Genomic DNA, 13,586 nt, shown 5'->3' on the forward strand with positions numbered 1-13,586 from the left:
GCTGCACCGTATTGGTTCATCGACTGTATAAGAATGGGCCAATACAGTGCTGTCATTCAGTCGGGCTCTCATATCGGATGATTTTATTTTTAATAAAATCAATAGGATAAATTGTTAAATCTAACATGGCACAATCGTTGCAAAAAATAATTTGATTGTTTCAATCGTTTCATTTACAAGATAAGGGACTCAAATGAAATTACTTCGATTGTTTGCTATAGCCGTGACTTCGGTCATGTGTATGGGATACACGCTGACCGCGTCAGCCGATCAACTGGACACCATTCATCAACGGGGTGTGTTAAAAGTCGCGGTACCGCAGGACTTTCCGCCGTTTGGTTCTGTCGGAACTGACATGCAACCACAGGGATATGATATCGACATGGCGGCCTACATTGCTAAGCAGATGAAGGTCAAACTGGAATTGGTGCCGGTGACCAGTGCCAACCGGATTCCGTATTTGCAAACACAGAAAGTCGATTTAGTGATTTCGAGCATGGGTAAAAATCCGCAGCGTGAAAAAGCGATCGATTTTAGTGAAGCTTATGCACCATTTTATTTGGGGGTATTCGGTGCCGCAGATGAGCACGTTACTTCCGCAGATGATTTGGCGAACAAAACGGTGGGTGTGACTCGTGGTTCAGTGGAAGATCTGGAGTTAAGCAAACTGGTACCGGTATCGGCCACGATCAAACGGTTTGAAGACAACAATGCCACTCTGTCTGCTTTCTTGTCCGGGCAGATTGGGCTGATTGCGACCGGAAATCTGGTGGTGACTGAGATTGCGACCCGTTATCCGAATAAGGCACCACAGACCAAGTTCTTGCTGAAAAATTCACCGTGCTACGTTGGGGTCATGAAAGGTGAGCACGCGTTGGTCAGCGAAGTCAATCGTTTGATTGAACAAGCCAAAGCCAACGGTGTCTTGGAGCAGTTTTCACAAAAATGGCTGAAGGCACCATTTCCGAAAGATTTAGGCGCTTAACTTCTGGGAGAACAGCATGAGTTATCAGCTAGACTATGCCGGACTCGCGCCATACCTGCCACAGTTTGTGGCAGGTGTCTGGACGACGGTACAACTGACGGTGATTTCTACCGTGGCAGGGCTGGTGGTCGGGACGTTATGTGCAGCCGGGCGAACCGGACGCCAACCCGGATTACGCCTGCTGTGTGCCAGTTATATTGAGGTCACCCGCAATACCCCGTTTATTGTACAGCTCTTTTTTATTTTCTTCGGTTTACCGGCGCTTGGCCTCAAGCTCACCGCATGGGAAGCCGGGGTGATCGCCATGGTCTTTAACCTGGGCGCATACAGTGCAGAGATTATCCGGGCCGGGATTGATGCTGTACCGCAAGGGCAATGGGAGGCCGGTAAGACACTGGGATTGAGCCGACGTCAAATTTTCATGCATATTGTTCTGCCACCGGCATATCAACGGGTTTATCCGGCATTGGTCAGTCAGTGCATTATTGTGATGCTTGGCTCCGCGGTGGTGTCGCAGATTTCTGTCGAAGACCTGACGTTTGCCGCGAATTTTGTGCAATCACGGAGTTTTCTGAGTTTTGAATCTTATACATTAACGGCGGTGATTTATCTGGTCTTGGCGATTTTGATGCGCCAAGGATTTGCTTATCTTCGCCATCTGGCATTTAAAAACCCATCGCTCTAGGAGAGATTCAGGATGATGCAGTTTACTGATTGGGATATCTTCCGTAACCTCCTGCTGGCAGCCCGCTGGACGATACTCTTGTCTGTGTATGCTTTTATCGGCGGTGGTCTGGTCGGGCTGGCGCTGACTTTATTGCGCAGTACACGCAACCCGTTATTTACCCGTCTGATTCAGCTCTATGTGGAACTGTTTCAAGGGACACCGTTATTAATGCAGCTTTTTCTGGCCTTTTTTGGTCTGTCGCTCATTGGGATCGAAGTCAGTGCATGGTCGGCAGCGATTCTGGCGTTAACGCTATTCAGTAGTGCGTATTTCCACGATATCTGGCGGGGATGTATCGAATCTTTACCCAAAGGTCAGTGGGAAGCCTGTCGCACGCTGGGACTAACGTATTTGCAGACGATGCGGCATGTGATTTTTCCGCAGGCGATGCGCATTGCGATTGCACCGACGGTCGGTTTTTCGGTGCAAATTGTGAAGGGTACGGCACTGGCATCGATTATTGGGTTTGTTGAACTGACCAAAGCCGGAACCATGCTCAACAACGCAACATTTCAGCCGTTTAAAGTATTTGCCATGGTTGCGTTGCTCTATTTTGCGATCTGTTTTCCTTTATCGATGTTCGCCCGTTATCTCGAATCACGGAAGGTGTGAGATGTAGCCGTGTCAAATATCAAAGTCCTGTCATCCGACAGACAGCAAGAAGAACTGAAAATAAGACGACTCATTCATAGCTCGGAGGCGAAGTATTATGTCACTTATCAGTGTTGATCAGGTTCATAAGTTTTATGGTGAAAACCATGTATTGAAAGGGGTAGACCTGAAAATTCAAGCCGGAGAAGTGATCTCGATTATCGGCCGGAGCGGTTCAGGAAAAAGTACACTGCTGCGATGTATGAACGGACTGGAAACCTATCAGGAAGGCGCGATCGTGGTGGATCAGCAGGCTGTGGAAGATGATGAATATAAACTGCGTCTCTTGAGTCAGAGTGTTGGCATGGTTTTTCAGAGCTTCAATCTGTTTCCGCATAAAACGGTGGGTGAAAATGTCATGCTGGCACCAAAGCTGGTGCAGAAAAAATCCACGGCGGCCTGTCGGCAGATTGCTCAGGAATTACTGGCAAAAGTCGGACTGGGCGATAAATTTGATGCTTATCCGGGGAATCTTTCCGGCGGACAGCAACAGCGCGTGGCGATAGCGCGTTCTCTGGCGATGTCCCCGAAAGTGTTACTCTGTGATGAAATTACCTCGGCACTGGACCCGGAACTGGTCGGCGAAGTGTTGAAAGTGCTTGAACAATTGAAAGCTGAAGGGATGACTTTGATTTTAGTCACCCATGAAATGAATTTTGCACGGGATGTCGGCGATCGGGTCGTGTTTATGAATGAAGGGAAAGTCTGGGAAACCGGGCCGAGTGAAACGGTGTTTGCCAATCCGCAGACGGCGGAGCTGAAAAGTTTTCTTTCGGCGGTACTTTAATCAGCCGCTTATCGATTAACCCTTGATAGAACTGACCGCCGTATACAGAGTCAGCGTTCACCATTAATTGTCCGTCAGGAGATAAAACCAGCGATGAATGACCGAACCCATGATGTCAGCAAATCCACTTATCCGTCAGCGACAGATTGTCCGCTCAGTGAACGGATCACGCAGCACTACGCGAGCCTGACGGACAACAATCGGCGCTTGGCGGATTACTTGCAATTGAATCCGGAAAAGGTGTTGATGTTATCAACCAGTGAGATTGCCGAAGCCTGTCAGGTGTCGAAAGCCAGTGTCAGTCGGTTTATCCGTAAACTTGGCTATGAAGACCACCTTGCCTTACGCCAAGAGCTGATGACGGAGCGGGATAATGGTCTGCCGGTGATGATGACAACACTGGACGATTCTGAATTCAACCATGAATTGCGTGCGCTGGAAAAACTCTGGGAACAATTGACCCGACAAGATCATCAGGCCTTAATTGAGAAACTGGCGACGGCGAAACGGATCAAAATTATCGGTTATCGTAACAGTTACCCGTTGGCGATGCATTTTCGTCAGCAGTTGATGCAATGTCGGCCTCATGTTGAGTTGTTACCACTGCCGGGTCAGACGATTGGTGAAGATTTGGCATCGATAGAGGACGATGATTTTACGATTGTGATTGGTATCCGACGACGGATCGCAAATTTTGAGAAAATTATGGCCTTTCTGGCGCAACGCGATAGCTTGCTGATTACCGACCAATCCGGACAAAAGTACGCGCAGCAAGCCGGACACTTCTTTATCTGTTATATGAATAATGAGCTGCCGTTAGACAGCTATACTGTGCCGATGAGTCTGATTGCGCATCTGGTCAACCAAACGTTTTTACATCTGAAAAGCAAATCGACGCAGGTTAGCCGAAAAATTAGCATGAACTATACACAGCTTCACGAGTTAGAATAGCGCGGTTGGCAGTCATGTCCGACGATGAAGGTACAAACCGCCTGAGTGCTAGCAAGCATATCGTGGCGATAACAGAATGACGATAGATAAGTATAGGTATCAACAAGAATGAGTATCATCAATAAACTAAAAAAAGAGTGGTTTCTGGTTGGCATGGTGGCCGCTATTTTGCTGGCGACTGTTTCAGAACAGGTGGGGCGTTCCGGTGGACTGATTCATCTCGATAAGCTGACGGGGATCGGTGTCGCGATCGTGTTTTTCTTACATGGGTTAGGGCTGTCTCCGCAAAAGATTAAAGCCGGAGTAAGCAACTGGAAACTGCATGTGTATATCCAACTGGCGACCTATTTATTGTATCCGTTACTGTGGCTGATTTTTGGCAATGGGATGTTGGCATTGATGCCGGCGTCGCTCGCGTTTGGCTTCTGCTACCTGTTTGTGCTGCCCAGTACCATTTCTTCCTCGGTGGCGATGACCAGTGTGGGTAAAGGCAATGTCCCGGGGGCAATTTTCAACGCATCACTTTCCAGTATCCTCGGTGTGTTCCTCACGCCGTTATTGATTCAGCTCTTTATGGGGATGACAGGCGTGGAGTTAGATCTGATGAGCTCAGTCACTTCCATCGCTAAGTTGTTGTTAATCCCGATGGTTGCCGGGCAACTGGCCCGTCCGGTATTACTGAATTTCATCGATCGGCATAAGTCAGTGGTCAACAAAGTTGATAAGTTCGTTATTCTACTGATTGTCTATAATGCATTTTGTGACTCGGTAGCAAATGGTATCTGGCATAACTTCTCGGTCGCCATGTTAGCGTCTGCGATCGTCATCTGTTTTGTGGTGTTGCTGGTGATGGTTCATGCCATTCAGTGGGGGGCTCAGCGCTGCCATTTTTCACGGGCCGATGAAGTCGCTGCCGTGTTTTGTGGGACCAAAAAAACACTGGCCGCAGGGGTGCCGATGGCGACGGTTATTTTCGGTAACGACCCGAATCTTGGCATGATTTTGCTACCGATAATGCTTTATCACCCGATTCAGATTTTCTACTGTGCAATTCTTGCGAATCGGTATGCCAAACGTTATCAGCCAGCCAGTGAGGCCGCTGCTAACTCATAAGCGGAGAGACAGATATGGGACAACAGCAGATCAGAGACCAACGTATTTACTGTCAGCAGGGGCCTGATTATCTTGCGGCAACCGATGATGGTGCGTTATCCGGTCTGAGCTTTGTATTTAAAGATTTATTTGATGTCGCCGGGTATGTTACCGGGGCCGGGAATCCTGCATGGCTGGAGAGTCATGCCTCGGCAAATGCAACATCACCGATGATCGAAACCTTACTTCGTGCTGGGGCCACTTGTCGTGGCCGGGTTCAGACTGATGAGCTGGCTTATAGTCTCAACGGCCAAAATATCCATTACGGCACGCCTGACAATCCGGCAGCGCCCGGTTGTATTCCCGGCGGGTCATCGAGTGGCAGTGCCGTGGCGGTAGCGCGAGGGGATGTGGATTTCTCAATCGGCACAGATACCGGGGGTTCGGTGCGGATTCCTGCCAGTTATTGTGGTTTATTCGGCTTGCGTCCGACATTGGGTAAATTTGATCTCACTCACTGTTTCGAACTGGCGAAAAGCTTTGATACCGCAGGCATTTTTGCCCGCGATCTGTCGGTTTTAAGCTCGGTTTATCGTGAGTTGTCTGGAGAGCCGGTGCCGGATGTTGTTGAGCCGGTGCCGACCCTGTATCTCGACCGGTTTATGGCGCAACACCTGAGTGAAGATCGTTACCAGCGGGTGCATGACCGTTGCCGCTGGGCCGGGATTGCGCTCGAAGAGAAAGATTTTATGACACAGTCCGAGTGGCGACCGGACGCGTTGAGCCTGTTGTTTCGCAGCATCCAAGGATATGAAATTATTCAAAAACATGGGCGCTGGCTGACAGAACATGAGCATTCACTCGATCCGGTGATTCTGGAACGGGTCAAATGGTCGAGAACCATTTCCGATGCCACTTATCAGCAAGGAAAGATCCGCCAGAAAGCATTTCGCACGTGGTTATATGCTCAGCTCGATGAGCATGGGGGCGTCTGGTTGTTACCAACCACACCCGCGGGTCCGCCATCACTGGATATGGCACCGCAAGCGATGGCGGATTACCGGACGGCGCTGATGGGCTTGACTGCGATTGCCGGCTTGGCCGGGTTCCCCCAGTTACATTTACCGTTTCAGGGAATGGCCGACGGCCCGTGTGGGATGTCGTTGTTGGGGCTGCCCAATGAAGAGGCCCGGTTACTGGCGATTGCGACAAAACTGATGGCCGGAGAGGATAGTCAATGAGATATCAGACCGCATTTACCGCGCCCCATTACCGGGCGGCAGAAGTCGGGCAAAAAATTCTCGATGAGGGGGGCACCGCCAGTGAAGCGATGGTCGCTGCGGCGGCGATGGTGACGGTGCAGTATCCGCACATGAATAGTATCGGCGGCGACAGTTTCTGGCTGATTTGCCACCCGGGGCAGCAACCGATTGCCATTGATGGTTGCGGTGCGGCGGCGTTGCACCTTGATCCGGCGGCGTATTGTGCGCAAGGTGATGAGTTGCCTGCGAGCGGTGGGCGTGCGGCGATCACCATGGCCGGCACCATTGCCGGCTGGCAACACGCCTTAACGCTCAACCACCGCCAGCATACCTTGCAACAACTGTTGCAACCTGCGATCACCGCTGCCCGTGAAGGGATTGAGGTCACTCAGAGTCTGGTCAATGCAAGCGAAAAAACAGTGGCAATGTTGGGAGAGATTCCGTCATTTGCTCAGTGCTATTTACCGGATGGCAAAACACTGGAAGTCGGGCAGATTTTGCATAATCCGGCCTTGGCGGCGACCTTTGAACGGCTTGCAACCGCAGGGCTGGATGATTTTTATCGGGGTGAGCTTGCCAAACAGGCTGCGGCCGATTTAGCCGCCTTAGGCAGCCCGTTAACTCTGGACGATTTTCATCACCATCAGGCCCGGGTTATGGCCCCGTTATCGGTGCAGACCGGCAAGGGGAAGCTGTATAACTTCGGTGCGCCGACACAAGGGGTGGCCTCGCTGCTGATCTTGTCGATTTATGACCGATTGGTGACTCAGGCGGACCGTGAGATTGACCACATTCATTTGCTGGTGGAAGCCACCAAACAGGCATTCATTCTGCGCGATCAATACGTGACTGATGAAGCCGATCTCGCTGTCTCGTTGCAGCAGTTATTGACTGAGCCGAATATTGATGCGTGTGCGGCACGTATTTCGCTGGCACAGGCCCAACCCTGGCCGCATATCGCCCAACCCGGTGATACGGTCTGGATGGGAGCAACCGACCAATACGGTACGATGGTCAGCTTTATTCAGAGTGTGTACTGGGAGTTCGGTAGCGGCGCTGTATTACCAAATTTAGGCTTTGTCTGGAACAACCGGGCGAAAAGTTTTTCACTTGATGCGACGCATCACAATGTATTGAAACCGGGTAAAAAGCCATTTCACACTTTAAATCCGGCTTATGCTGAGCTGAATGATGGACAACGGATCGTGTACGGCACCATGGGCGGGGAAGGGCAGCCCCAGACACAAGCTTGTCTGTTCAGCCGTTATGTCTATCAAGGTTATGCGCTGGATGAAGCGATTGCCACACCGCGCTGGCTGCTGGGCCGGACTTGGGGAGACGATACCCATCAGTTACGGCTGGAGCAGAGTTTATATCTGGCATATCAGGATACCTTACGCGAGCGCGGCCATCATATTACGCAAGTGAAAGATCACAATGAATTGATGGGTCATGCCGGCGCTATCACGTTAAATCAGAATGGGCAGGCGACTTCGGCAACGGACCCGCGCAGTGATGGTGATGCCTTGGCCGGGCCGTTTTAAAGTCACAATTTGAATCAGATTTTATGGAGAGATGTATGGAAACCAATCCGCTATTTGAAACCCTCAATCCACCGCAACGGATGCTGATGGGGCCGGGGCCGATTAATGCTTATCCCCGGGTGCATCAGGCGATCTCATCAGCCCTGATCGGACAATACGATCCGGTGATGACGGGTTATATGAATCAGGTTCAGGCTCTTTATCGTCAGGTATTTGAGACCCAGAATCAACAGACGTTCCTCGTTGACGGCACTGCCCGGGCCGGGATTGAAGCTGTGCTGGTGTCGGTCCTGCAACCGGGGGACAAAGTGCTGATTCCGGTGATTGGTCGGTTCGGACATCTGTTATGTGAAATTGCTCAGCGAGTCGGCGCGACGGTACAGACGATTGATATTGAATGGGGAGAGGTGTGCCCGCCGGAAAAAGTGGAAGCGGCGATTCGTGCATTTCAGCCGAAAATGCTGGCCACTGTGCAAGGTGATACATCGACCACGATGAACCAGCCGTTGGCGGAGATCGGGGAAATTTGTCAGCGTTACGGCGTGCTATTTTACTGCGATGCAACGGCATCGATTGCCGGAAATGCGCTGAAAGTTGATGCGTGGCATCTGGATGCGGTTTCTGCCGGACTGCAAAAATGTCTCGGCGGCCCGTCGGGCAGCGCGCCGGTGACGCTCAGTGATCGTTGTGTTGCGGTGATTAACCGGCGCAAACGGGTCGAAGCCGGGATTCGGACGGCTGCGCATCAGGATGGTGAGGAGACACCGATTCAATCCAACTATTTTGACTTAGCGATGGTGATGGATTATTGGGGGCCGGAGCGGCTTAACCATCATACGGAAGCAACCAGTATGCTCTATGCTGCGCGTGAATGTGCACGGCTCTATCTGGAAGAAGGGGCCGCACAGGTGCTTGCCCGCCACCAGCAAGCCGGGCGGGCGATGGCAATTGGCCTTGAAGCGATGGGCTTAAAATTGTTTGGTAATCAACAATACAAAATGAACAATGTGGTCGGGGTCTATATTCCTGAGCAAGTGAATGGTGACCTCGTCCGTCAGGAACTGTTGCACCGCTTCGGCATTGAAATCGGCACCTCATTCGGGCCGCTTCACGGCAAAATCTGGCGAATTGGCACTATGGGATATAACGCCCGTCAGGAATGTGTCCTGATGACACTGGCAGCACTGGAATCGGTGCTATTGAAAGCCAACGCTTCTGTTGCCCCCGGTCAGGCAGTCGCTGCGGCAATGGATGTTTTCGGTGCCTGATTCGGGTCATCAAAACAAGGAAGAGTCACAATCTATGAGGCAATCAGAAGGAGCGTGTATGCAGGGAGCACCCCGGGCAACCCAAGTGATGGACAGAATTCAGACTTTGGCCTCATTCAGTGCAATGCCAAATGGTATTCTGCGGGCTTATCTGACCGAAGAGCATCGTCAGGCACATCAGCAACTGGCGCAGTGGATGACGCAGGCGGGGCTGGAAACATGGCAGGATGAAGTCGGCAATCAGTGGGGCAGAAAAGTCTCGGCACATCCCGAGATGCCGACGCTGATTATCGGTTCGCACAGCGATACGGTCGCCAACGCGGGCGGCTATGACGGCCCGTTGGGCATTTTACTGGCGATTGAGGCGTTGGCGGCACTCAAAGACGTTGACTTACCGTTCCATGTCGATGTCGTGGCATTTGCCGATGAAGAAGGAACCCGCTTTCAGACCACATTACTCGGTTCCAGCCCGGTGGCCGGCCTGTGGAATCCGGCTTTGTTAGACCGTCAGGATAAGGATGGTATCAGTATTGGTGAAGCAATGAGCCGGTTCGGACTCGATCCTGACAAGGTGGTGAATGCCGCCCGTAAACCGGAAGAGACGCTCGCTTATCTGGAAGTGCATATTGAGCAAGGCCCGCTGTTGGAGAGTCTCGACCTGCCTGTCGGTGTGGTGACTGCGATTGCGGGCGCGAAACGGTTTCTGATTGATGTTTCAGGTGTTGCCGGACATGCCGGTACCGTGCCGCTGCCACTGCGTCATGATGCTTTGTGTGGCGTGGCGGAGATGATTTCCTGTATTGAAGCATTTGCCACCGAGCATGAAATTGTCGCGACGGTCGGCAAGTGTGAGGTGCGCTCTGCCGCGGTCAATGTGATTCCCGGACAGGTGCAGTTTTCTCTCGATATTCGCAGTCAGTCGCAAGACAAACTGGATCACTGTGCGTCAGTGCTGATGGCACAACTGGCAGCGATAGCTGAGCGCCGCGGCCTGAGGATGACGGATGAACAGATTTATCAGGCACAAGCCGTCCCGTGCAGTGATCGGCTACAACAGGTCTGGGCAGATGTGGTCGAATCAGCGACCGGGAAAGATGTCTGTTATCTTGCCAGTGGTGCCGGTCATGATGCGATGGTGATGGCAAATCTTGCCGAGATGGGCATGTTGTTTGTCCGCTGTGAAAAAGGCATTAGCCATAATCCGCGAGAAAATGTAGAGACTCAGGATGTGGCGATTGCGCTGGACTGTTTGATCAACATGATCCGTTCTCTTTCACCATCCCGTGCTGGCATTGATTAACCACAAGCCAAGATCCTTCTTCGCCCGGACAGGAACACCGTCCGGGCATTTTTTTGGCTTGTATTCCTGTTTCGATAGCTATGAATCTGTGGCCCTCACTTCATTTTGATATCGAGCCCGAGTGAAACCAACGTCCCGATAAGGGTGGCGCTCACGACCGATAACAGCGAACCGATCAGCACATATTCAGTCAGATTACGACTGTCTGATTTGTTCAGTTCACCAAACCTGAAAATCGATTTGGCGGTGAAGACAAAGCCGACCGCGGCATAACTCCCGACCAGCGTGAAAGTCAGGATCAAAATACGTTCTAAATAACCAATCAGCTCACCACCAGCGACAAGGCCATTCATCTGCGGGGAATGGTCGGTTATGGTCATGGAATACTTATTTAAGAGACTGCCAATCACCACCGATGTCGGTTTCAATACCAGTACATACGCCAGAGCCACCAACATGCCTTGAGTAAATTTGTCATGCTGAAGGATGGTATCGATGGTGAGGTCCGTTGTCATGTGAAAAGCTATCAGTGCAAACACCACCGCATGGAGTGTTTGCTCCACTATCACATGGGTGAATTGATGGTGATTGCGCGTCGCTTGCCATAGGTCGATCATCAGATGACTGAGCGTAACAATCACGATGAGACAAGCGGTGGCACGCCAATCCATCCCAAGTACTACCGCTGGTACGGAGAGCACGATGCCTTGCAATAATGCATGAATGTACAGTTGCGGGGCGCGATAGGTGAATTTTTGTTTGGCTGCCCGCCATCGTCCGGGTTGGAGGTAAAAATCACCAATCAGATGAATCAGTAAAAACGTGATGAAGACCGTCAAAAAATCAGACATTTCTGAACCCTGCCACTTGGTTGATAAATTGTTGATTAAGCGCACTGATGAGCGACCAGCCCGACGCTTTTAATGATTTACTGGCTGTTGCCGTCGCAATACCGAGCTGTTCGGCTAACTGACTGACTGACAGCTCTTGAGCGGTTTGTAGCATCGGCAGCATCACTTCACACTGGCGGGCCGTTAAGTCGGTCAGCTGTCTGTCGAGATATTGAAAGAGTAAGTCAAACTGAGTACGGAGTTCGGCACGGTCAGCATTAAAAATCAGCCGATGGCTTTTTAATGACTTCAGCCCGCGCCCGGAGAGGACGAATGCTTCTCCCATTGACTCCGAGACCGACGTACGCAGCTCGGCATGAGCCGCAATAGCAAAGCTGATGCGGCTGTCAAAGGCTTTGCCGAGCGCTTTAATGCCAAGCCGATACAGGAGGGTATATCTCAGCGCATTTTCAATATCATGTACCACACTCTGAAATTCATCCCCCCGGATAATACTGTGTGCATTGGCTGTGTTTTCATGACTTATCCATGCCTGAATCTGTTTGATACGTGTCAGAAGTTGTTCAAACTGCTCAGTATCTAACTGCGTTGAATTCACTATATCACCACTGATCACAGCAATTGTTTTATTGGTCTTCGCCACATGAAACTCCTCTCTGTCTCTGCGTTAATTTAGCCTCTTATAGCTAATTATGCAAATTTAGCTGTTTATGGCTAATTAGGGTGGTTTGGCGATATGGGGCTAACGTGTCAAGGGGAAGCGGAAAGCATGAAGTCATGATCGAAGCGGTCGGGCAGGCGGAGGCGATGTTTCATCGCATATATATTTCCAGCCTTCGTTACTCCGAAAGGCACAGAAACTATCGGAGGAAGTATATCTTTCATGGAGAATCAACCGCCGGTCAATCCCTGTTTCGATGTGGATGATGAACCGAAAATTTGCGAAATAATGACTTTTCGTGGTGAGGTTGGTGATGACTTTACGGCGGGGCTTGGGCGTGACATGAATATTCATTTTCATGTAATCTATAGCAATACCTGAGTGTGGGGCTGGGTTTTTGGTGGTGTCTGTATGCTACCAGCCTTTACACATCAACGCAGGCAGTGGAGACCGATAGCCCGTCTGGGACACGGTTATTGAGGTGGTACGGCAAGGAGTAGAATGTGGTTGTGATTGCAAGGTTTTCTTTTCCGCACGAAGCGCAGATTGCGAAGGCGAGCTTAGATTGTGCGGGTATCGCCAGCTATATCGCTGATGAACATACAGTCAATACGCAGTGGCTATACTCAAACGCGATGGGAGGTGTTCGTCTCATGGTTGCTGAGGATGATGCTGAAGAAGCGATACAAATACTCAATAGCGATTTCTCCCAATCTGTAGACCATGAGTTGGTGACAGAATCCGTCAAAGACGTTTGCCCCCATTGTGGGAGCGCTGATTTGTTTGCCTTTACCAAAGGTAAGCGTCCCGCTTTTCTGGTGTTTCTCCTGCTTGGTTTTCCATTGTTCTTTTATCAGCATGGTTACAAGTGTCATCGGTGTGGCAAATTCAGTCAAAAACTGTAGTGTTTCAGGCCTTGAGCGATGCATGGTGCTGTTCTGCCCGCGATGACGCCGCGAACTAATCAGATCTCGTATTGTCTGTAAAGGGAGATGTGAATCGCGAAGACAAGCAGGAGTCTCGAAGTATGCGAGGTTTAAGCACCATCATTTTGATTGCTGTCGGGTGTTTGATTGGTTATTTCACACCGCAGTCGTTTGGTAAACACAAACATCACCGTACCAATATGGAGATCGTCTCGGAAACCATTGCCCCCGGTGTGATGCTAACGGGGTACCGGGAACCCGAAGAGAATGAGCAACAAGGGCCGCAAGGCTACCACTATCTTTACTATTTACACGCCCCCGGAGATGCATTGAGCGATCCGTTTCTGATTACCGATACCCCGGTCGCTAAAATTGGCAAGCTGAATGCCCATCATCTGAGTATCCGTTTAAGCGGACATGTCTTCCACTATCAAACGCTGTCACAAATAGACTGGCATGATCACCTGACGACGATCGCCGTTGATCTGGAGGCACATATACCGGCGTCGTGATCCTGATATGGGGTGACTGTCTATTTTGCAGGGATGAACATTCAGTCCGGTAAGCGATTCAGTTCCTTT

The 13,586-nt window shown here is 50.7% G+C and carries 14 protein-coding genes; 12 read left to right on the forward strand and 2 right to left on the reverse strand.

Going from position 1 to position 13,586, the window contains the following annotated elements:
- The first annotated feature begins 193 nt into the window (after positions 1–193).
- The 10 genes from OCV37_RS16565 (at position 194) to OCV37_RS16610 (ending at position 10,567) form a co-directional block, all read left to right on the forward strand.
- Positions 194–985 (forward strand): transporter substrate-binding domain-containing protein, encoded by a 792-nt coding sequence (locus OCV37_RS16565; protein ID WP_038184106.1) that lies wholly within the window; start codon positions 194–196, stop codon positions 983–985.
- 16 nt (positions 986–1,001) lie between these two features.
- The gene (locus OCV37_RS16570; protein ID WP_038184104.1) at positions 1,002–1,670 is read left to right on the forward strand and encodes an amino acid ABC transporter permease; all 669 of its coding nucleotides are present in this window, start codon (positions 1,002–1,004) and stop codon (positions 1,668–1,670) included.
- A gap of 12 nt (positions 1,671–1,682) precedes the next feature.
- Positions 1,683–2,324 (forward strand): amino acid ABC transporter permease, encoded by a 642-nt coding sequence (locus OCV37_RS16575; protein WP_038184103.1) that lies wholly within the window; start codon positions 1,683–1,685, stop codon positions 2,322–2,324.
- Positions 2,325–2,421: 97 nt separating this feature from the next.
- Entirely contained in the window at positions 2,422–3,150 is a 729-nt protein-coding gene (locus OCV37_RS16580) for an amino acid ABC transporter ATP-binding protein (protein WP_038184101.1), read from the forward strand.
- A 93-nt stretch (positions 3,151–3,243) separates the two neighbouring features.
- Positions 3,244–4,101, forward strand: a complete 858-nt coding sequence (locus OCV37_RS16585) for a MurR/RpiR family transcriptional regulator (protein WP_051680741.1) — start codon at positions 3,244–3,246, stop codon at positions 4,099–4,101.
- 108 nt (positions 4,102–4,209) lie between these two features.
- Positions 4,210–5,214: a bile acid:sodium symporter family protein gene (locus OCV37_RS16590; protein ID WP_038184099.1), complete on the forward strand. Its 1,005-nt coding sequence runs from the start codon at positions 4,210–4,212 to the stop codon at positions 5,212–5,214.
- A 14-nt stretch (positions 5,215–5,228) separates the two neighbouring features.
- Complete coding sequence (locus OCV37_RS16595; RefSeq protein ID WP_038184097.1) at positions 5,229–6,434, forward strand: amidase; 1,206 nt, start codon at positions 5,229–5,231, stop codon at positions 6,432–6,434.
- On the forward strand, positions 6,431–7,999 hold the full coding sequence (locus OCV37_RS16600; RefSeq protein WP_038184094.1) for a gamma-glutamyltransferase family protein: 1,569 nt from the start codon (positions 6,431–6,433) through the stop codon (positions 7,997–7,999). The genes OCV37_RS16595 and OCV37_RS16600 overlap by 4 nt, the downstream gene beginning before the upstream one ends.
- A 35-nt stretch (positions 8,000–8,034) precedes the next feature.
- Positions 8,035–9,267 carry a pyridoxal-phosphate-dependent aminotransferase family protein gene (locus tag OCV37_RS16605; RefSeq protein ID WP_038184090.1) on the forward strand — a complete coding sequence of 411 codons (1,233 nt, stop codon included), beginning with the start codon at positions 8,035–8,037 and terminating at the stop codon, positions 9,265–9,267.
- A 58-nt stretch (positions 9,268–9,325) separates the two neighbouring features.
- Positions 9,326–10,567: an allantoate amidohydrolase gene (locus tag OCV37_RS16610; RefSeq protein ID WP_157635055.1), complete on the forward strand. Its 1,242-nt coding sequence runs from the start codon at positions 9,326–9,328 to the stop codon at positions 10,565–10,567.
- A gap of 95 nt (positions 10,568–10,662) precedes the next feature.
- On the opposite strand, the gene OCV37_RS16615 is transcribed toward OCV37_RS16610, so the two are convergent.
- Positions 10,663–11,418, reverse strand: a complete 756-nt coding sequence (locus OCV37_RS16615; RefSeq protein WP_038184084.1) for a DUF3307 domain-containing protein — start codon at positions 11,416–11,418, stop codon at positions 10,663–10,665.
- Entirely contained in the window at positions 11,411–12,061 is a 651-nt protein-coding gene (locus OCV37_RS16620; protein ID WP_038184081.1) for a hypothetical protein, read from the reverse strand. The genes OCV37_RS16615 and OCV37_RS16620 overlap by 8 nt, the downstream gene beginning before the upstream one ends.
- Positions 12,062–12,582: 521 nt before the next feature.
- Here OCV37_RS16620 and OCV37_RS16625 point away from each other — a divergent pair.
- Together OCV37_RS16625 and OCV37_RS16630 are read left to right on the forward strand one after the other, a co-directional pair.
- Positions 12,583–12,984: a putative signal transducing protein gene (locus OCV37_RS16625; protein WP_038184078.1), complete on the forward strand. Its 402-nt coding sequence runs from the start codon at positions 12,583–12,585 to the stop codon at positions 12,982–12,984.
- A 122-nt stretch (positions 12,985–13,106) separates the two neighbouring features.
- A complete protein-coding gene (locus OCV37_RS16630; protein WP_038184076.1) occupies positions 13,107–13,517 on the forward strand; it encodes a hypothetical protein in 411 nt (136 codons plus the stop codon).
- Positions 13,518–13,586 lie beyond the last annotated feature (69 nt).

It is taken from the genome of Vibrio rhizosphaerae (assembly GCF_024347095.1).
Classification (GTDB): domain Bacteria; phylum Pseudomonadota; class Gammaproteobacteria; order Enterobacterales; family Vibrionaceae; genus Vibrio; species Vibrio rhizosphaerae.